Source organism: Lewinellaceae bacterium (genome assembly GCA_020636135.1).
In the GTDB taxonomy this organism is placed as follows: domain Bacteria; phylum Bacteroidota; class Bacteroidia; order Chitinophagales; family Saprospiraceae; genus JAGQXC01.
Genome location: JACJYK010000001.1, coordinates 598,875 through 620,541, shown reverse-complemented (window position 1 = coordinate 620,541; position 21,667 = coordinate 598,875). Strand labels below are relative to the sequence as shown.

Annotated in this window: 12 protein-coding genes; 6 read left to right on the top strand and 6 right to left on the bottom strand. The window is 49.5% G+C overall.

Annotation, left to right across the window (positions count from 1 at the left end; genetic code table 11):
• Positions 1–99: 99 nt before the first annotated feature.
• Both bglX and H6570_02295 read left to right on the top strand, forming a co-directional pair.
• Positions 100–2,358, top strand: a complete 2,259-nt coding sequence (gene bglX, locus H6570_02300; GenBank protein ID MCB9318085.1) for a beta-glucosidase BglX — start codon at positions 100–102, stop codon at positions 2,356–2,358.
• 317 nt (positions 2,359–2,675) lie between these two features.
• Positions 2,676–3,704: a YncE family protein gene (locus tag H6570_02295; GenBank protein ID MCB9318084.1), complete on the top strand. Its 1,029-nt coding sequence runs from the start codon at positions 2,676–2,678 to the stop codon at positions 3,702–3,704.
• Positions 3,705–3,809: 105 nt separating this feature from the next.
• On the opposite strand, the gene H6570_02290 is transcribed toward H6570_02295, so the two are convergent.
• On the bottom strand, positions 3,810–4,583 hold the full coding sequence (locus tag H6570_02290) for a hypothetical protein (GenBank protein ID MCB9318083.1): 774 nt from the start codon (positions 4,581–4,583) through the stop codon (positions 3,810–3,812).
• Between the two features lie 140 nt (positions 4,584–4,723).
• Positions 4,724–6,307, bottom strand: a complete 1,584-nt coding sequence (locus H6570_02285) for a glycoside hydrolase family 43 protein (protein ID MCB9318082.1) — start codon at positions 6,305–6,307, stop codon at positions 4,724–4,726.
• A 197-nt stretch (positions 6,308–6,504) separates the two neighbouring features.
• On the opposite strand from H6570_02285, the gene H6570_02280 reads away from it, so the two are divergent.
• Positions 6,505–10,314: a DUF4981 domain-containing protein gene (locus H6570_02280; GenBank protein MCB9318081.1), complete on the top strand. Its 3,810-nt coding sequence runs from the start codon at positions 6,505–6,507 to the stop codon at positions 10,312–10,314.
• 7 nt (positions 10,315–10,321) lie between these two features.
• Here H6570_02280 and H6570_02275 read toward each other — a convergent pair whose 3' ends face one another.
• The 3 genes from H6570_02275 to H6570_02265 form a co-directional block, all read right to left on the bottom strand.
• The gene (locus H6570_02275) at positions 10,322–10,777 is read right to left on the bottom strand and encodes a GNAT family N-acetyltransferase (protein MCB9318080.1); all 456 of its coding nucleotides are present in this window, start codon (positions 10,775–10,777) and stop codon (positions 10,322–10,324) included.
• A gap of 1,027 nt (positions 10,778–11,804) precedes the next feature.
• Positions 11,805–12,575 carry a hypothetical protein gene (locus tag H6570_02270; GenBank protein MCB9318079.1) on the bottom strand — a complete coding sequence of 257 codons (771 nt, stop codon included), beginning with the start codon at positions 12,573–12,575 and terminating at the stop codon, positions 11,805–11,807.
• Between the two features lie 202 nt (positions 12,576–12,777).
• Positions 12,778–13,761 (bottom strand): hypothetical protein, encoded by a 984-nt coding sequence (locus H6570_02265; GenBank protein ID MCB9318078.1) that lies wholly within the window; start codon positions 13,759–13,761, stop codon positions 12,778–12,780.
• 126 nt (positions 13,762–13,887) lie between these two features.
• Here H6570_02265 and H6570_02260 point away from each other — a divergent pair, with 126 nt between their 5' ends.
• Entirely contained in the window at positions 13,888–15,471 is a 1,584-nt protein-coding gene (locus tag H6570_02260; GenBank protein ID MCB9318077.1) for a M1 family peptidase, read from the top strand.
• Between the two features lie 158 nt (positions 15,472–15,629).
• On the opposite strand, the gene H6570_02255 is transcribed toward H6570_02260, so the two are convergent.
• Complete coding sequence (locus tag H6570_02255) at positions 15,630–17,975, bottom strand: ABC transporter permease (protein ID MCB9318076.1); 2,346 nt, start codon at positions 17,973–17,975, stop codon at positions 15,630–15,632.
• 186 nt (positions 17,976–18,161) lie between these two features.
• Between H6570_02255 and H6570_02250 the strand changes: the two genes are divergently transcribed.
• Both H6570_02250 and H6570_02245 read left to right on the top strand, forming a co-directional pair.
• On the top strand, positions 18,162–18,668 hold the full coding sequence (locus H6570_02250; protein MCB9318075.1) for a hypothetical protein: 507 nt from the start codon (positions 18,162–18,164) through the stop codon (positions 18,666–18,668).
• An 82-nt stretch (positions 18,669–18,750) separates the two neighbouring features.
• Positions 18,751–21,657 carry a phosphoenolpyruvate synthase gene (locus H6570_02245; protein MCB9318074.1) on the top strand — a complete coding sequence of 969 codons (2,907 nt, stop codon included), beginning with the start codon at positions 18,751–18,753 and terminating at the stop codon, positions 21,655–21,657.
• Positions 21,658–21,667: the final 10 nt, after the last annotated feature.

Genomic DNA, 21,667 nt, shown 5'->3' with positions numbered 1-21,667 from the left:
CTAATGCACATCACCTTTCCTCCAGCAAGATCCGCTTACTTTTGTTACCTTAGAAGTATACCTTTCCTACCATATTTGAGCGCTTAAAAGAAATGTAACATGAAAAAATGGACCTTAATCCTACCCCTGATGCTTGGGTATTACCTGGCACCAATGATTCAGGCACAGAACGACCCTGCCATTGAAGCAAAAGTAAATGCCCTGCTGGCGAAAATGACCCTTGAGGAAAAGATCGGCCAGATGAACCAGTACAATGGTTTCTGGAATTTCACGGGCCCTGCTCCCGCCGGTGGTGAAGCTGCGAATAAATTTGAAAACCTCAAGTCAGGCCTGGTCGGATCGATGCTTAACGTCCGCGGTGTGGAGAATGTCCGGAAGGTTCAGGAGCTGGCTTTGCAATCCCGCCTGGGTATCCCGCTGATCATTGGTTTTGACGTCATCCACGGATATAAAACCCTATCTCCCATCCCTCTGGCTGAGGCTGCAAGCTGGGATATGAGCGCCATCGAGCGATCTTCAAAGGTGGCAGCCACTGAAGCCGCTGCGTCCGGAATCAACTGGACCTTTGCACCGATGGTCGATATTTCCCGCGATGCCCGCTGGGGCCGTGTGATGGAAGGAGCTGGTGAAGATCCCTATCTGGGTGCACAGATTGCCGCTGCCCGGGTAAGAGGCTTCCAGGGCAAAGACCTTAGTGACCCGCTGACCATTGCAGCGTGCGTCAAACATTTTGCCGCCTATGGATTTGCAGAAGCCGGCCGGGATTACAATACCGTGGACATTGGAACCTCCACATTGTACAATACGGTACTACCTCCCTTTAAAGCAGCAGCTGATGCAGGTGCGAGGACATTCATGAATTCATTTAATGAGCTCAATGGCGTCCCGGCTACCGCCAACGCCCTGCTGCAACGTGATATTCTGAAGGGAGCGTGGGGTTTCACCGGATTTGTGGTATCGGACTGGGGATCCATCGGTGAACTCATACCACACGGACTCGCCAAAGACGGCAAACAAGCTGCGGACCTGGCCGTGCATGCCGGGAGCGACATGGATATGGAATCCTACAACTACCTCAACCATCTGAAAGAACTGGTCACCTCAGGTGTGGTCGATGAAGCATTGATCGACGATGCTGTACGCCGTATCCTGCGTGTCAAATACGAACTAGGTCTGTTCGATGATCCCTATCGTTATTGTGACGAAGAACGTGAACGGACCATGATCGGCAATACGGATGAATTAGATGCCGTGCTCCAGATGGCTAAAAAATCCATTGTCTTACTGAAAAACGAGAAAAACCTGCTACCCCTGGCTAAATCCGGCAAAAAGATCGCTTTGATCGGTCCGCTTGCCGGTGACAAAACGAGCCCTCTGGGCAGCTGGCGCCCCGCTTCTGATGATGGCACAGCGGTATCCGTACTGGAGGGGATGGAACGCTACTCCGGTAACAAGCTGACCCATTATCCAGGAGTACGTCTCTTTGAAGGAAATCCCAGCTTTGTCATGGAGCTAAAAATCAATGAAACCGATACCACCGGCTTTGCCGCTGCTATCGCAGGTGCCAAACAAGCTGACGTCGTGGTGATGGTCATCGGTGAGCATGGACTGATGACGGGAGAAGGGCGCAGCCGTGCCTACATCGACATCCCCGGACTACAGGAAAAGCTGCTCAAAGAAGTCATGGAGGTCAACCAGAATGTGGTCCTTGTTCTTATGAATGGCCGGCCTCTGGCCATCGAATGGGAAGCTGAACATGTACCCGCCATTGTCGAAGCCTGGCACCTCGGCACCCAAAGCGGAATGGCCATCGCCCAGGTTTTATACGGCGACTACAATCCATCCGGCAAACTGCCGATGTCCTTTCCGCGCAGTGTTGGTCAGGTACCCATCTATTACAACCACAAGAGTACAGGACGCCCGAATCTGGCGGGTGGAGGCATGGTCTTCTGGAGTCATTACAACGATGAATCCAATGATCCGCTCTATCCATTCGGGTATGGAATCGGATACAGTCCCTTCGAATACAGTGGCTTACGCATAACCATGGGCAGCGGAAATACAGCTACTGTTCAGGTTAATGTGAGAAATATGGGTAAATTAGCAGGGGAAGAGGTCGTTCAGGTATACCTCCACGATCTGGTCGCCAGCGTGACCCGGCCGGTTAAAGAACTGAAGGCCTTCGAAAAGATCATGCTAAACGCCGGCGAAAGCCGGACCATTCGTTTCCAGCTGGATGAATCCGTATTCGGCTTCTACGACAATACGGGAAAATGGATCGTCGAACCCGGAGATTTTGATGTTATGGTAGGCGGTAGTTCGGCCGATGGACTGAAAGGTAAGATCACGATACAATAACTGTTTTAAAATATTCCAATCTCAGAAACAGTGAAGGGTCATCTGAAAATGGTGACCCTTTTTTTTGCGGAAGTATGGGGTGTGGGATTGGGGGTGTGGGGTGTGGGGTTTCATGGTATTGTGGTATTGTGGGTTTGAGGTTTTGGGGTTTTGGGGTATTGGAGTGGCTGGGTATAAGGACTTTCCCTGGGGTTGTTTAATGGGTAAATTAATCAGGTTGGGGCCATCTGCTCAGGTAACTATTTAATTTAAAATACAATGACCTGCAGTCAAATAGGTTATCTTTCATTGGAAATGAAATAATCATCACCAGCATCATGAGATCAATTTATCAACGGCAATCCTTGCGATCAATTTTAGTATACGCACTGCTCCTATTGGTTATTCCGGTAAGCAATGGTCAGCAGTCCCTGCTCGCTCTTTCAAAATCTGATCATGTACTGGCGATCATCGATCCTGTAAGCCTTGCTGTCAAAGCCCGGATTCCCGTAGGCCAAGATCCTCACGAAGTGATTGCTTCCGCTGACGGCAAGACTGCCTACGTGACCATTTATGGCGGTGGTAGCCTGCATGAAATCAATGTGATCGACCTGGTGGCACAGAAACCACTCTCCACCATCGACACCCGGCCTCTATGGGGCCCCCATGGGATCGAATTTGTTCAGGGCAAAGTGTGGTTTACTGCAGAAGGATCCAAAGCGGTAGGTCGTTACGATCCGGAAACCAATACCCTGGACTGGAGCATGGGCACCGGCGAGGACCGTACCCATATGCTCTACGTCCGTTCCGATGCCCGTGAAATTTATACCACCAATGTCAATGCCGGTACTGTAAGCATCCTGGATGCCCCTGAACCATCATCCTCTACGCCTCAGCCGGGACCTCCGCGCCCCCGCAATGAATGGACGCAAACAGTTGTTCCTACCGCCCGGGGATCAGAAGGATTTGATGTTTCTCCGGATGGGCTTGAACTCTGGACAGCCTCCAGCGACAACGGCCAGATAACCATCATCGACCTGACCACGAAAAAACAAAGTGCGCAGTTTGACGCCCAGACCCAGGGAGCCAACCGCCTGAAATTCACCCCGGATGGGAAGATGGTTTTCATCACCAGCCTCCGCCAGGGTGACGCCATTATCTATGATGCAAAGACCAGAAAAGAAATCAAACGCCTGCCCATCGGCCGTGGTGCGGCCGGCATTCAGATGGACCCGGATGGGAAGCGGGCATTTTTAGCCTGCACACCGGACAACGATATCGTGGTGGTGGATCTTGGCACTTTATCCGTCATAAATCATATTGCTCTGGGAGGGCCGGATGGTATGGCCTGGGCCAGCCAACAATGATATTCTGAATAAATTTCTGTGTACTTATACCCGTGAAGCCGGACCGTTGTGAATTTAATTTTAACTGGCATCCCAGGAATTGAATCAATAATTCCAGGTGATCAATTAATTCACAAGCTCATTTTTTATCCCTGCCTTTTCCTGGAGCAATTGCAATAATTCATTTCCGGTTTGGATGATTTCTTCCATATTTTGTACCTGGGCTGTGGTAATGTAAGCTAAAGAAATGTAGAGGTCCAAATAGTGTATCCGTTCGCTCCAGATATTTTCATACACAGCTTTGGCGGGGATCCGCAGTTCATTTCTGGGAACCATAAAGCTTTCCAATGCCTCCTGCCTGAAAGGTATACTCCAGGAAACCCGGGCCTGATTGGCCATTTGTGTCGGGTAAACGGAATAATTATCAGAAATCCGTTTAACCAGATTGTGGTAGTTATACAATGCTTCAATCAGATGATTATCACGGATCAGATTCAGGTCTCCGGTTTGGATCAACTGATCCCAGGTCACGGGTTCATTATACCAGGAACTGACATTTCCCGCAACAACAAAATCGTGTATGTATCCCAGTGAATCGGCAATATGTGGCTGTGGCAATTGCCACACTTTAATTATTCTGTACAGGCTTTTCTCTTTATTTTGAAATCTTTCCTTAATTCCGGTGTAATAATTAATATCCGCCAAAATTTCATACCTCATCCGATGGATGTATTCCTGCTCTTTGGCCCGATTTAACCGGTCGGAGTTCCAGTTGTTAACCTTCAGTGCCAGCAAAATCCCGATCATGACCAGAATGATTTCACCCAATGCATACAGCAGGTATTTCCTGACCCTACCCTGTTCGATAAATAGCTGGCGGATTGTGCCAAATAAATTCATTAATCATAATTTTATCCTGCGGACGAATTGAATAAAAAAACTCAAAATTCACCCGCAAAAGACAAGCAATTCAAGGACCCTATTTATCACTGATAATCAAGATAAATATTTTGCCTGAACCTTTATCCAGTCAGGCATGATCAGTTACCCTGATACTGAAACCAGTCGTAGCTCGCCGGAGATTTGCAGGATTCCCCATTTCCTGTCGCATACAGTCCGACATAAACTCCGGTAAACCAACCGATGGTTTCCGAGCTCAAAAAGCGTGCGTCCGCCGTATCCACTACTTTAAAATCATCGTTGCCCTGGGCATATGCAAAGGTAAACAACGGGCCTTGACCGCTGATGCGCAGATCAACCGGCCCTTCTTTCAGCTGCACAGGCTCCGATTGGTAATGCGTCCTGCCGAACTGAAGATTAACCACCACATAGCGCTTATTCTTTTTGCGGACTACCATCAGATCAAAATGGGTCTGGTTATTCAGCAGGATGATGCCTGCCTCTTCATTCTCCTGTGCCGGTGAAAAATCAAGCCGGGTTGCAGCTGTAAAATCAAGATCCGTCAGCCGCCGGCCAACAAACGTAGGGCTCCCTTCGCCACCGATCTTGGTGGCAGATCCGTGCAACGCCAATTGTCCGCTGCCAACCTGATAATTGGCTTCCACCGGAGGCTGAATGTAATTCCATTCCAAACCCAGTGGCTGATCAAATTCAATCCGTTCCTGTAGTGGTGGGAATGATTTCTGGGGAAGTGTGGGACAGGTCATATTGACTTGCACGACACCGGTACCATTTACCACCGGCCAGCCGCTGGTGGGCCAGGTTACCGGTGCCAGACAAGTCTCCCTGCCCAGGATGTGATGCGCGGGATAGCCGGTGACGCTGCGATATCCATGAAAGACCATCCACCAAGAACCATCATGTGCCTGCACGATGTCCGCATGACCAACTCCCTGGATGGGATTACCCTGCCCGGCCGCATTGGCATGGGCCAAAATGGGATTAGCCGGATTCTCCGTATAGGGCCCCCAGATGCTGTTGCTGCGGGCGATGGTTTCCGAATGCGCTTCTTCGGTACCACCCTCTGCCGCCATCAGGTAATAATAGCCATCCTTTCTGTAGATATGCGGGCCTTCCGGATACCGTCCTCCGGTGCCATTCCACACTTTCCGCCGTTCTCCGGTCAGTTTACCGTTTGCCAAATCGATCTCACTCAATACAAAGGTGGAAGAGATCACATAGGTCCTGCCGTCATCGTCAAAAAACAAATCCGGATCAATGCCCTGGACATCAACGAGAACCGGATCGGACCAGGGACCAGCCGGGTCCTTGGCTGTCACATAAAAATTGCCTCCCCCCGCGACATTGGTGGTAATCATATAAAAGATCCCATTGTGATAGCGCAAGGTTGGAGCAAAAATGTTGATTCCCTTCGGCACCTGTTCCCGCCGGTGCATGACGTGACCGATCTGCTCCCAGTGGATGAGATCCCGGCTGTGGAAGATGGGCACCCCCGGGAAAAATTCAAACGTGCTAGTTATCAGGTAATAATCTTCACCTACCCGGCAGATGCTGGGATCCGAATAAAAACCAGGAATGACCGGATTGTGGTAGGTTATCACCGCATCGGGGTCCGGATTCACATTCCAGGGATTACCGGCCGGTGGTTGAGCCAACGCCAATACCTGTGACATCATCGAGATAGAGAGCACCTGCCATTTCATACCAATTCAATTTTATTTTGTCTGAATAAGATCTGTATTCCTAAAATACTACTTTGGTGAAGTTACAATGGATAAGGTGGAACTCCAGGAGTCATCGATCTAGCACTGCCATGACCTGGATCAGTTCATGATCAGGTTTTGGTGATCATTCGTAAATTAAAGTTTAAATGCGGCTACCCTGACAAAATTTCAACAGCATGAGACCGATTGTATTTCTCTTCATCTTTTATTTCCTCCTCGTCGCGGACCCATCGAAGGCACAGGAGCATCCTTTCATGTCCCATCTGTCCGACTACATCGAAAACCTGAACGTCTTTGAACTGGGCCAGGAAGCAGGCCGGGCCTATCACATTCCGGATGCTCATCTCTCATTAAACGGACAATGGAAGTTTATCTACAGCGATGTACCAGAGGGCATTCCGGCAAATTTTTATGAGCGGAATTTTGACGACAGCAACTGGGATAACATCAGCGTCCCATCCAACTGGGAGATGCAAGGTTATGGGGATCCGATGTTCCGCAACATCAGCACCACCTTCGCTCTGAGAAGGCCATCCAATGCACCGGCAGATCCCTTCGCCTCCTTGCGTGGTGCCGGAAAAGAAGCTCCTTTCACTGTGACACCGCCTGAAGTGCCAAAGGAGTACAATCCTACCGGGGCTTACCGCACTACCATCAATCTGCCGGATGGCTGGAAAGGTCAGGAAATATTCCTGCGATTCGAGAAAGTTGCATCCGCGTCCTTCGTCTGGGTTAATGGTAAAGAAGTAGGCTATAATGAAGGCGCTCAGGAACCGGCAGAATACAATATCACTCCTTACCTGCAACGGGGCAGGAATACCATTGCCGTTTTAGTCATCAAATTTTGTGACGGATACTATCTGGAAGGTCAGGATTACTGGCGCCTGGCCGGCATCTTCGACGATGTCTGGCTTTATGCCACCAATCCGGTCCGGCTCTTCGATTGGCAGGTGATCACCGATCTTGACGAGCACTATGCAGATGCCCATCTCAGACTTAATGTAAAGGTCAAGAGCTATCGGTCAGGTGGTACCGGATACCGCATCAACGCCCATATTTCCAGGTCAGGTAAAACCATGGCTCAAATGCAAAGCACGCCAATAGACCTGGATGAACATAGCCAGAATACCTTCACCATGGAACATTCATTCAGCAATCCGGATAAGTGGACTTCGGAGACTCCCAATTTATATGACCTGACCATGGAACTGATCAACTCCAAAGGCAAGACCATTGATCGAGTGGTCACAAAAATCGGCTTTAAGGAAACCGAAATCCGGGGCAACACGTTCTATCTGAATGGTGTGCCCGTCAAGATCAATGGCATCAATTCCCACATGCAGCACCCCACGTCGGGGCACACCATGGATGAAGCCACCATCCGCCAGGACTTTGAGCTCCTGAAGCAATTTAATTTCAACGCAGTACGCACTTCACATTATCCGCCGGTCTCCAAATACCTCGAACTGGCCAATGAGTACGGTCTGTTTATTATCGATGAAACCGGTGATGAGGCGCACGCTACTGAATATGTTTCTGAGATGCCCGATTATATCCCCATGTATCTCGATCGCGTACAGTGCATGGTTCTGCGTGACCGCAACTATCCCTGCATCCTGCTCTGGAGCGCAGGAAACGAAAGCGGAGAAGGGGAAAACATCACCAAAGTCATCCAGGAAGGAAAACGACTCGATCCCACCCGCTACTGGATGTATGGGGGTAATGCCGATACGCACCCCGGCGAAGACATAGTAGGCCCCCGCTATCCGACACCGGTTGAGCTGGAGATGAAATTCGGGCTGGACTCCAATGACCAGCGGCCATCCTTCATGGATGAATACATCTCAGTGGCCGGCAATGGAGGAGGAGGCCTGGACGACTATTGGCGGGTCATTTATGCGCATCCCCGGTTGATGGGCGGTGCCATCTGGGATTTTGTCAGTCCTGGTCTTACCGCTCCGGTGCGACGTCTGAAGGACCTGTCTCCTTATAATACTCCGGTAAATATTATGGGTCATGCACGTCTGGTAAACTCTAACCACGGAAAAGCTATAGACCTGAACGGCCATGATCAATGGATCGAAATCTACCGCTCGGACAACCTGGAGCTCACCGGTGACCAGCTAACGCTGGCACTGGATGTATATCCCCGTCAGCTGAATCGGAGTGGTGGCGCACTGATCACCAAGGGAAACCATCAATTCGGCCTGGAACAACAAGGGCAGGACTCCATTGCATTTTACATTTATACCGGCCGCAAGTTTCTCTTAACGGCAGCACTTCCGGGAAACTGGGAGCACAACTGGCACCAGATGACGGCCATGTACGATGGGTCTAAAATGCAGTTGATCATTGATGGCGCAATAGCAGCTACCATGCCGGCCACCGGGTCCATCCAGAACCTGCCTTTTCCTGTTAACATAGGCCGGAACGTAGAGACTCAGGGCCAGGATACAAAAAATTACACCGCAGATGCCCTGATCGACCGTGTCGGCATCTTCACTTCCACGGATCCAGCGGTTCTATCCGACCCCGGCAAGGCAGCACTCTGGCTGGATTTTGAAGATGAAACGGATGATGGCCATTTCTTCACCTACGGGATAGGTGCCAGAACTTACGGAACCATCTGGCCTGACCGGAAGCCACAACCAGAAATGTGGCAAATGAAACATTCGGGACAACCCTTGTCTTTCCGACTCGAAGAAGCCGAAACGGGCCTGGTAGAAGTTTGGAATCACAGTAATTTCACTCCTGCAAATCACTGGACCACGACCTGGACATTAACGGCCGATAATGATACGCTGCAATCCGGGACACTGAATCTGGAGGCGCCACCGCAGAGCCATCAGTGGGTTCGTATCCCGTACCATAAGCCAGCCATCGCCGCTGGTAAAGAGTACCGCATCAATGTTAGCTCAGCACTGAAGACGGATGAGCTCTGGGCGCCCGCCGGTTTTGAAGTAGCCTGGGATCAATTGGAACTCCATGAGTGGAATCAGTCCGCTATCCTTGAAAAATTGCCGGCCGGTGACCTTGCCCTTTCCGAAAGTGACCCAGAGCATCTCGTGGTTACCGGAAATGGCTTTGTTTACACCTTTACAAAGGCCACAGGAGAATTAACATCCATGATGCAGGATGGCCGGGAGTTGCTCAAAGCTCCGTTGAAGCTCAATGTGTGGCGGGCTCCGGTTGCGAATGAAATCGATCGATGGAATGGATATGGGATGAAGAATAGCCGCTGGAAGGAAGGGTTTGACGCGACCCTGGCCACGGAGTATTATTCTTACGGCCTGGATGCACTCCAGCGGATCCCACTTGAGTTTTCAGCCAGTTCCGCTGATGGCCGGGTGATGGTTCATGTCCGTGAGCTGGTACTCACGCGGGATGGCCAGTTACAATTCAGTATGATGGATAAATATCTAAATGGACTTACACTAAGTGGATTTGAATGCATCAGCGAATATTCCATCCTGGCTGATGGTACCATAAAACTGGATCATACCGTATTACCCCAGGGTAATATGCCGCAAATGTTACCCAGGATCGGATTATCACTCATGATTGCCGACGATCTTTCACAGGTATCCTGGTATGGGCGGGGTCCCCAGGAAAACTATCCCGACCGCCAATCGGGTTATAAAGTCGGCATTTACCAGTCTACTGTTGAGGCTATGTATGAGCCTTATCTCATCCCACAGGATTATGGGTTACGCACCGGAATCCGCTGGTTGCGGATGGTGGATGATGAGGGCAGCGGCCTGCAGTTCTCAATGGACAAACCATTCAATTTTAACGCCTATCCGTATACGACCGACGAACTGACCAGGGCGCTCTACACCTATCAATTGAAGCCGTCGGGAGGAATTACGTTGAATCTGGATTACGAGACGACCGGAGTCGGGGACACCTCCTTGCCGGTCCTGGACAGCTACCGGGTGTATCCTCACCGGTATGTCCGCAGGATCATCATCAGGCCTCAGCATTAAGGCCCGCCTACCGGTTCAGCACTTTCTCGAAACAGGCACTAAGTGGTTGCTGGATATATGGGCCATAATTAGGGATACGAACATAATCGTTCTTTTCATACAGACGCATGGCATCGGGCTGCTTGACACCAGTTTCCAGAACACATCTGGTGTATCCCAACTCCCTAGCCCAGTCTTCCAGTTGGGAGAGGATAACAGAGGCGATCCCCTGGCTACGGACGGAAGGGATGGTATACATGCGTTTAATCTCCAGGGTGGTCGGATCGAATGCTTTTAACCCACCACAAGCCACGGGTTGTGCTTCCTGATACGCGAGAATAACGAATTGAACAGATTCGGTTTGATTGTATTGTGCAAAGAAAGCATGGTCTTCTCCATCGATGATGGCTAATTCCTGATCCAACGATTGGACGAGGAGTTGAAAGTCCTGATCCTGTGTTCCCGTGCGCAAATACCTGGTCATTGGAAATAGTTGATTGTTTGCCGGTTACAGCAATACTAAGACTCAAATATACTTATTGGCGAGAACCATCACTTAAAAATTGATTTAAGTGGTAATGATGAAACTGGACTTGATTTTTATCAGGTACTATTCATTCAATATCCCAGCCGTCCAAATCAGGATTTAATAAGTCCTGGGTATTCAGTCGTGGTTTAGCCCTATTTTTAAACCCATCGCAGATGTTCTTTCGTCCCTTTTTGTGCGGTAAAAAAACCAATCTGAAATCAAGCAAGTATTTCCGAACAATTTATTCTTTAACGCGTTCAGTGGTTAAACCATGATTAAATCATTTTGTGCAATCTTTAGACTATCAGTGAATTTTGTAGAACCTTGCCTATTAGAGCAGCCCTCCAATCCTGTAGCCAACGTTATTTATTACTAAACTACTTAGACTTTCAAGGCTTAGGCAAAAGAATATTTCGAAGTTCTACTAATTGTCATCCATTTAGGGTTACAATTTTGAGCCAAACTTTTAAAGCTACGGCTTTTGCATTTCTTTTATTTGAAGTGGTTGTTTTAAGATACAACCGTCTCTTTAGAGGGTTCACGCAACTGTTTGAACAATTCAAAAACAGCATTTTTGCTGCCGTCGAAAGACGGTGAGCCGTGCGCATGCCGCTAAAATGGTCTGACTGAACGTTTTTCGCCAAATGGCGGAATGAATGTCTGGGAGACATTCAAGTGAAGGAACCGCAAAGCGGATGGGATGCAGAACTTAATATCCTGAATCCCATACAGTTGCACCGAACGCCAAGGTGAGTTTTGCGTGAATCGAGGTTTTTGGTTCGTTCCCCGCCCGCCACAGCTTGTCGGGGCGCGGTTTGCCGGAACAAAAATGAACGAATACGCCAAGCAGCGACCCTTGCAACCAGAATTACATTTCGGATCAATAGAAATTGCATAAAAATTCTTTCCCTAACTCGTTAAAGAGTAATTGCAATAGTACCTAAGAACTAAATATGATTTGGAAAGCTAACCACTCAAAACCTTATTCTTTAATTTCCTGGTCAATAAGTTCCAGAATCTGATTTATTTCAGTGAGTAACGGTTTATAGTGCATCGAACCTGTATTATTCGCCGTCAATAAATAAATCAATAATTTATTTTCAAAGGCAGGTGTGTGGACTACCATCTTATTACTTTCCCGGCTGGCTAATGAGTTGGAGCCAGGCTTTTTTTCATCCTGACTAATGTGGTTAAAAATGGTCCGGATACTACCCTTCTCACTACTCAGCAGGTCCAGAATTTCATTCCTGTTCTGACGCAAACCGGATTCCTGTAGCCTTATTTGTTGAATGAAGGGCTGCCACCCCATCAGTACCTGCCTCAACGGCATGCTGGTGATGAGATTTAATTTTCCATAGCCTGTCACTTCATTCAATAATGACTGATTGGGGTTGTAAATGATATCGTACGCCAATGCCCGGTAAAGTTTCCTCGAAAGGCTTTTTTCGGAAAGGGTATCTACCGTGCCGGATAAATAAGCTTCAATTTCTTCCGATGCATCTGAAATATCCTGAACCACAGCTATCAGATTTTCCAGTCTAATTTTATTCACTGTAAACTCCTCCTTTAGCCCGGACAAAAAATACTGTTCCGTTCGCCGTTCTTTACGCTCCTCGTTCCAGTTGTCGATCCCCAGTGCGATCAAAATACCCACCACGATCAGGAGTATTTCTCCGAAGGCATACCACCCATAGGCTCGGGTTTTGCCACTTTTTATCAGCTGGTGTCTGAGAGAACTAAATATTCCTTTCATTGAATTATTTTCCTTTCTCCAATGGGCAATGCTGCCCTTAGATGACCCATGGTGTAGATCTTTGAGGTAAAGCTTAAGGGCACAAGCAGGACCCTATTACCCTGAGATGAACAAATAAATGCAAATCAAAAGGGATAACCAACCTGCACCTGCCTTATTTAGGAAGAAATTATCCGGTGGATTTGTTTAACAAGGATTTGATTCACTGCCGCAACTGGCCATAAACATTGAAGCCAAACCGGCTAACCGATACTTCCGCAGGCGTAAACCCTACAAACTCGCCATCCAGGTCGATCGGTAATGGATGATCGAGATGGTCAATGTTTAACGCAGTGCAGTCGAAATACCGCAATTCATCATGGTCTATGGGCTGACAGTTGCGTATCCTGGGAAGGTAGCGCAAATACTCGCGAATACTGACCTGTCCAATCCATACCGCTGAAATCTGTCCATCACGGAGGCTGGCATAGGGAGCAATGCCCAGTCCTTTGCCAAAATAATTCCCATTAGCCAGGATCAAAGCCAGTATCTTCCCTTCACGGGAGCTTTGGGGACTCTGGATCCTGACCCGTTGATGCCGGTATTGCAATATAGTTCGGATGATGCTGTATTGGTACTTGAGCAATGCAGGAATCCACCTGGGCATGGTGCTGATGCGGTGAGCCACCACCCCTCCAAGTCCTACATCGGCAATGTTGATAAAGTACCGGGACTTTTTTGCACCATCGGAGCCTTTGAATTGCAGGAAGCCGGTGTCTATGGTTTGGTAGCGATCCTGCCGGATGTCCTCATGCAAAACCTGGAGGTTGCTGGCCTGATCGAAATTGCGCACAAAGTCATTGCCGGAACCCCTTGGGAGGATCCCTAACCGCAGGAGTTCATGCGCAGATTTGTCCAGCTCAGCTGCCCCCTGGATCATACCATTGACCACATCACTGACCGTACCGTCTCCCCCGATGGCTATCAACCGGTAATGGCCGGACAAAACGGCAGCCCTGGCCAGCGCCTCACCATGGCCGGCATATTTCGTGGCATAAATTTGCACCTGATAGTGGGGTTCAAAACATTGACGTATTTGCGTGCAAAGCAAATCGATACCACGGGTAAGGCCGTGCAAAACAACAGCCAGGACCTTGCTTTCCCGAAAAGATCCGGGAGATCCCGCGTTACCTTCAACTGTATCCATCAGCATGGTTTGATCTGCATAAGGAAGATAGCAAATCAGCCATACATCCTGACAAAATTATCAGTCCTGACGTCAACCCGAAGGGTACCTAAATCCGTATCTTACCCTCCAACATTGACAAGAACCATGAAACCGATTTGTTTCCTTGCATTCATGCTGATTACCTTTTCCGCGTACACCCAAACCTGGGGCCCGCCGACCCTGGATGTCGAAGAATACAACTTCCATTTGGAGATTGATGGAACCTCTGATATGATACACGGTCTGGCCACTGTCACCATTCATTTCAATCATGACGCAGACCGGTTTCGTCTGGACCTGATTGCCATGGATGCAAGTGGCAAAGGGATGCGGGTGGATTCCGTGCAACTCGATTCCCTTTCCATTCCCTACAGCCAACAGGATTCGAGTTTATGGATTAATAACAGTGTACAGGAAGGTTCCACGCATCGTTTTGCCATTTATTATCACGGTATACCCAACGATGGGTTGTACATCGGTCGAAACAAATTTGGCGACCGGACGGTATTTGCCGACAATTGGCCCAACCGGGCACAAAACTGGATACCGTGTGTGGACCACCCTGCAGATAAAGCCTATGTACGCTGGGAAATTATAGCTCCTCCCTACATCGAAGTGGTGGCTAACGGAAAACTGCTCGAAACCGTCAACCTGGATCAAAACCACCGCATGACAGTCTATGCCTCGAAAGCACCGCTGCCAACGAAAGTCATGGCGATTGGTGCAGCACCGTTCGCGATACAACAAGTAGGTGAGATCGACGGTATCCCGATAACGAGCTGGGTCTACCCTGAAAACCGGGAAGCAGGTTATTTCGACTATGGCATGGCCCTGCCCATATTGGATTATTTCATCGGACAACTGGGACCTTATCCATTCGCCAAGCTGGCCAATGTTCAGTCCACCACACGATTCGGGGGCATGGAAAATGCCAGCAATATTTTTTATTTTGAAAATTCAGTTACCGGAAAAGGCCGCATTCAGCGCTTACTGGCGCACGAGATCGCCCACCAGTGGTTTGGCAATTCTGCCTCGGAAGCAGACTGGCCCCATATCTGGCTCAGCGAAGGTTTTGCCACCTATTGCACCGACCTGTACACCGAACATGCCATGGGCAGGGACAGTCTGGTCCATTATCTGCAAAAGGAACGGCAGGCGGTGATCGCATTCAATCAGAAAAAATCCATACCGGTTATCCAGGAAGGAGTGACCAACTATTTCCAGCTGTTAAATGCCAACTCATACCAGAAAGGAGCCTGGGTATTGCACATGCTAAGGCGCAAGCTGGGAGATCAGGCCTTCTGGACCGGCATCCGTGAATACTACCATCACTTTGCCTTATCCAATGCCACGACCCCGGATTTCCAGGCTGTCATGGAAGAAGTATCCGGCGAAGACCTGGAGAACTTCTTTCAGGAATGGCTGTATACGGCAGGACACCCCAAACTGGAATACGATTGGAAATACAAATCCAAAGTACTGACCCTGAACCTGAAGCAATCGCAAAAAGAAGGGCATTTTCATTTTCCGCTGGAGCTGCTTTTCCGTTTTAAAGACGGTACATCAGGCTTCTACACGATAGAAGTCACCGAAGATAAACAATCGTTTCAGTGGGCTTTTGAACAGGAAGTGACCGGGGTGGTACTTGACCCGGAGACCTGGTTACTGGCTGAGTTCTTCCCGGATTAAAATCAATGTCCCACAGGTTAAAAACTGGGGCTATGGATGTCATGCATCTTTTGCGTCCCCAGGTTAAAACCTGGGGTTATGGATGTCATGCATTCACCTCTTTCACCTCTTATTCCTCTGCTACCTCTTATACTTCTTATACCTCTTTTACCTCTTTCTCATTCATCCTGCAGGCAATCCGCCGGGTGTACCTGGGTTGCCCGGTAGGCATGTGTACTCACGGTAAGCCAGGCGATGGTCAATGCCGCCAGGGCTGCACCCAGAAAAACCCAGATACTCGGGTGCACAGCAAAAGCATAGTCACTGAGCCATCGACGGGTAAGATACCAGGCCACCGGTACGGCGATCACAATGGCAACGATCACCAGTCTGGTGAAATCACGGGAGATCAACCAGATGATATTCCAGGAACCGGCCCCTAATATTTTGCGAACGCCGATCTCTTTGGTCCGGCGGTCGGCTGTAAAGGCAGCCAGGCCGAACAATCCCAAACACGAAATGACGATGGCGATGCCTGCGAAATATTTAGCCAGCGAAGCCACACGCTGTTCTGCCTGATACATGTCCGCATAGTCTTCATCCTGAAACGTGTATTCGAAGATGAAGCCCGGGTTAAAGGACTCGTACAGGCCCTCTATCTTCTGGATCCCTGCTTTGACCATGGTAGGTTCCAGGCGTATAACAATATTCCAGGCATTATCAGGGCTTAGCCAAAAAAACGCAGGCCGCATTTCCTCGTGCAAGGACTGAAAATGAAAGTCCTTCACCACCCCGATAATCTCTTTTTCTTTCCCCCATTGCTTGATGACGGTTCCGACCGGATGATCGAGGTGCATTATTTCAACAGCCTTCTCATTTACAATGATCTTGCTTGAATCCGCACCAAAATCCCGGGAAAAGTCCCGACCATCTTTCAACTGGATACCCATGGTCGATAACAAGCCGTAATCGGAGGTAAAATTTTCAAATAATATCCGCGTACCTTCCTCTTTACCCGGCCAGTCGATGCCATAGGTATTGTTATTCTGCCCCAGGAAACTATGGCCAACACTGGATGCGGCAACCACCCCGGGTAACTGGCGGACCCGATCCAGGAAGACGTCCTTCTTTTTATTTACTTCCCCCTCGGCCTCAAAATGAATCAGCTGGTCTTTGTTGTAACCCAGGTTTTTCGTCTGGACGTAATCGATTTGCTGCCGCACGATCAAAACGGCGATGATCAGTACGATACTGAGTACAAACTGGAAGATCACCAGTCCTTTGCGCGCGAAGACCTCACCCCAGGAAGACTTGATCTTTCCTTTCAGGACCCGCACCGGATTGAAGGAAGAAAGATACAGCGCCGGATAGCTGCCGGAAACCAGTCCGGTGAAAAGCAGAATAACCAGTGATCCGGCAATTGTGCGCTCGTCGAAGGTAAGGGCCATCGACTTGGAGGTTATGCTGTTAAATACCGGCAAAGCCAGCCAGGCCAGTGCCCAGGCCAGGATCAGCGCGATCAGTGATATGCCCATCGATTCACTCAGATATTGTATGATCAGGGACCGACGCTCAGCGCCGATCGCTTTCCGCACACCAACCTCATGCGCCCGTTGGCTGGCACGGGCGGTAGCCAGATTCATAAAGTTGATGCATGCGATGATCAGTATGAATAAAGCGACAATGCCAAAAAGCCTCACATAATCAATACGTCCGCCTACCTGCACTCCGTCCTCATACCTGCCATGTAAATAGCGTTGTCCATAAGGTACCACGAACAGATCTACCGTTGAACCTTCATCTTTCTCCTTGATGTAATCCATTAACTTGACATTCAGAGCAGCTACATCCACGCCATCATTCAGGAGAACATTGCAGCGGGGACCATTGTTTCCCCATTCCTTAACCCAGTCGTTTTCGTCTTCGAAGATCTTCCAGGGTAATACAAAGTCAAACTTCATAGAAGACCGGGCCGGTGGATCCTGAAATACCGCTGAAACCTGATATTGGGCATCATTATCGAACAGGACAGCTTTACCCATCGCTGCTTCCGTGGATCCAAACAAGGACTGGGCCAGAGACTCCGAGAGAGCAATGCTGGTATTTGTCTCCAGCACGGTGACCGGGCTACCGGCCAGTAACGGGAAAGAAAACAATTCAAAAAAATGGCTGCCAGCGTAAATACCTTCTTTCTTAAACAATTTGTCCTCATATTTCAGCTGGCTCCGCACATTCCAGGTCGTCTCGCATCCATATTTAACTTCCGGAAAATCCTTCTGCAAATATTCACCCAGGATACCCGGCGTGGATGTGGTGGTACCGATGCCATTGGAATAATGCTGATGCTCCATGACCTGATACAATTGTTGACTGTGGAACTGATCCACATGAAGTTCATCCTGTATCCAGATGTAAATAAGAAGGGCCGCGCCCAGGCCTGTGGCTAGTCCGATCACATTGATCAGGAAAGAAGTGAGGTGTTTGCGGAATCCTCGCAAGGTCATTTTAAGGTAATGCTGGATCATATTGTAGTCAGGTTTTCCTAGTAGAGACCGTTCAAATCAATGAATGGTTGCAACATTTTTTAAAAATCGATTCAAATTGGCCCTGCCTGTGGAAGGCGTGAGCCGTCAAAAGCAATTATCTTAGACCTGCCTGCTCTTTTTCCGGATAATTTGTCAGCAGGTTGATTCTGAATAAAAACGACTGATATGAACCGACTCCTGGTCATCCTGATCTCCGGATGCTTCCTTTATTGTTCGACAAAACCCGAAGGTGTCCGGCAGATGCCAGACCTGTACAGTCAAATCATCGACACCTCCGGGTTTGCGTTTGATTCATCGATGGCTGCTGCCCTGGGTGCTGACGATTATGGAATGAAAAGTTATGTACTGGCTTTTCTGAAATCTGGCCCAAACCGCAGTCAGGACAGCGTGACCGCAGCCGAATTACAGCGTGCGCACCTGGCCAACATCAGACGGATGGCCCGGGAGAAAAAGCTGGTATTTGCAGGGCCTTTCCTGGATGACGGAGCTGTACGGGGCATTTACATTTTTAATACCGAATCAACAGCCGAAGCTGAATCGTGGACGAACACCGATCCGGCTATTCAGGCTGGAAGGCTGGTCATGGAACTCCATCCATTTTATGGCTCTGCGGTTTTGTCCCTGATGGTTCCTTTATCGCAAAAAATCACTCGTACCAACATAGCAGAGTAAGGACCTCTGGAATTGCTTAACCGAACCCTTCAGGGTCACGAACTGTTATACAATTTATCCGCAATAAAGACGTGAAAGGATTATGCATCGAATCTACATTCCTTTGATCCTCGTAACTACCTTCTTTACCAACCAGATCGGGGCACAGCCCAAATCTGCAGATGCGATCAAACAAATGGTGCTGAATTACAAAAAGGATGTCCATGGACCTTACCGGGATATCCGCTGGTTTTGCAAGGATGGTACCATACGCCAACCCCGCGACCCGTGCCCTGAACCAGGAGGAGTGCAGCGGGCGCGTTACAAAGATGAAGTGATCGATTTAGGAAAAACGAATCACCTGTATCTTGGACAGATCCTGGCGACCACTGGTCAGGAAGAATTCTGGGATGCAGATTTTGGTGAAAGCAGGATCAAACAATACATCCTAGAGCGTTATCTCCGTGAGATAGATGATGGATGGGTCCTGCGTCGCGCACAATATTACCGCGGCGCCATACAGCTTGAGGATGAAGAAGCCTGGGGCCAGGAATTCCTCGAATGGTTGGTTTCTGATGATCAACGCCTGCTCGACAACTACTTTTTGATCCGGCAGGCCTTTCGTTACCTGCCCCATCCGGGTACGGACCGGGTCAAAGAAATGATCCGGGTCAATTCAAAATTGCTGAGCGACAGCATTCCGGACTTCCTGGATTTGCGTTCCAAGATCCACAGCCAGCCCGAGCAGAGCGATATTGCCAAACTGCAAACCTTCCGGACCCGGAATGCGACCAAAATCACCGTTGCCCAGCGGGACCTCCTGGATAAACTGATCCGGGATATGCAAACCCTGTTTCAACCGGTGGACCTGCAATCCCTGGCTCCTCTGGTGCGCCGCATACCCGCTTCCGGTATACGGCATCTGCTGGACGAATACATGAAGCAGGCCAACTCAAAGGATCCCGCCCGGTTGTCCATTGCAACATCGGACCTATTGCTGGCTATGCGGGATAGTTTATCCACCCTGAAAAAACCTTCGTCACGTGCAGCTTTAATGGATTGTTCTGTCCAGCTGGAAGATCTGCTCTTCCGTTCTCTGATCGCCTGGAACCCTGATAATGCCTTTAACAATGTTGACAAGATCTGCTATGCCACACAGGCGGCGGCGGCTACCGGACTCCTTGAGAGCTGGGAGTGGAAGGTTTTGGCGGCAGACCTGGCCTTAAGTACCCAGGACACCGTCATGGGCCTGACGGAACTCCAGGCCCGCTTTGAGAGAGCACGGGCAGGTCTCGAATGGGGCGCAAATACGATCCGGGCAACCTACCGGGATCCGGTGGCTACCTTTGCAACTTTTGAACCGATCGCGGAAGGATTTTACGATGACCGAATCCGTGCGACGGTTTTGTTGTCACTGGGTCAGGCAGTCGACAAGTTGGGCACTTTACTATCCAAAGAAAAACCTTCCAATTCCTACCTGTTCGGGCTGCCGGGAGCCGAGGTGGCCCGGGGACTAAACCCGGGGATCGCTTTCGGTGAACTGGAGATCATCCTGGATGATGCTGGTGAAGACCTGGAGGTCCAGAAGGACAAGATCTACCTCTTCATGCGACCACCGTCGGACCTGAAACCCGTGGCAGGAATTGCTACTGTTTCCGAAGGAAACCTGGTTTCACATGTTCAGCTACTGGCCAGAAACCTGGGCATTCCCAATGCAGTCCTACCCAGCCAGTTGATGGAATCACTACGTCCGTGGCAAGGCAAGAAAATATTTTATGCCGTAACACCTAATGGTCAAGTCCTGATGAAAGACGGTGCAGACCTCACTGAAAATGAAAAAGTGCTGGTTACCACCCGTCAGCGTAGCACCGAGCGTATCACTGTGCCCACCGAAAAACTTCAGCTGGGTGAACACAGCGTTTTAAACCTGCGCGCGGTACAGGCTACTTCATCCGGTAAGGTCTGCGGACCCAAAGCAGCAAATCTGGGTCAGTTGAAATTGTTATTCCCGGATCAGGTGGTGGAAGGATTGGTCATTCCTTTCGGCATCTTTCGCCAGCATATGGATCAACCCTTGCCCGGTTCCCGGGGAAGCTACTGGGATTACCTGCAGGCCACCTTTGTCCGGACAGAAGCTATGCGTCAAAATGGACAGCAAAATGCAACCATAGAAACATATGCCCTCGGGAGACTGGACACCCTGCGGAAAGCCATCGGCAAAATGAACCTGCTGCCCGGTTTCATCAGTGACCTGACCCGGCAGTTCCACCAGGTCCTGGGCGTGCCTATCGGCAAACTACCGGTATTTCTGCGCAGTGATACCAATATGGAAGACCTGAAAGACTTCACCGGCGCCGGTCTGAACCTGACCCTGTTTAATGTACTGGACAGTGCTCAGATCATGCAGGGTATCCGCGATGTGTGGGCCTCACCCTATTCGGAACGCAGCTTCAAGTGGCGCCAGTTTTATCTGTTAAACCCTGAAAATGTATATCCATCCATATTACTTATCCCGGGAGTGGATGTCCGGTGTTCCGGCGTTATGATCACGACCGGCGTCACCAGCGGCAGGTCCGATGAGTTGACAGTAGCCTTTAGCCGCGGCGCCGGCGGAGCGGTAGAGGGCCAGTGGGCTGAATCCTATCGCCTGATGCCGGGACTTCGCTATCAACTGTTGTCACCGGCTCGTGAGCCCAAATACCGCAGTCTCCCACTTACCGGCGGAACGGCCAATCATTTTGCCAGCTTTGCAAATCCAATCCTTTCCATTGCTGATCTCAAAGCGCTGTTCAGCTTCGCCAGCCAGGTACAGCAAAAATTACCGGGAACACCCGGCATTGAATCTGCCGGACCTTTCGACATCGAATTAGGATTTAAAGAGGATAAACTCTGGCTGTTCCAGGTGAGGCCATATGTGGAGCAAAAGAATGCGGTTGTCACCGACTATTTACATTCTCTGGAAGCTCCCCTGCCCCAGGGAACCCGGATAAACTTAAATGCCAATGACTAATCAGAAAAAT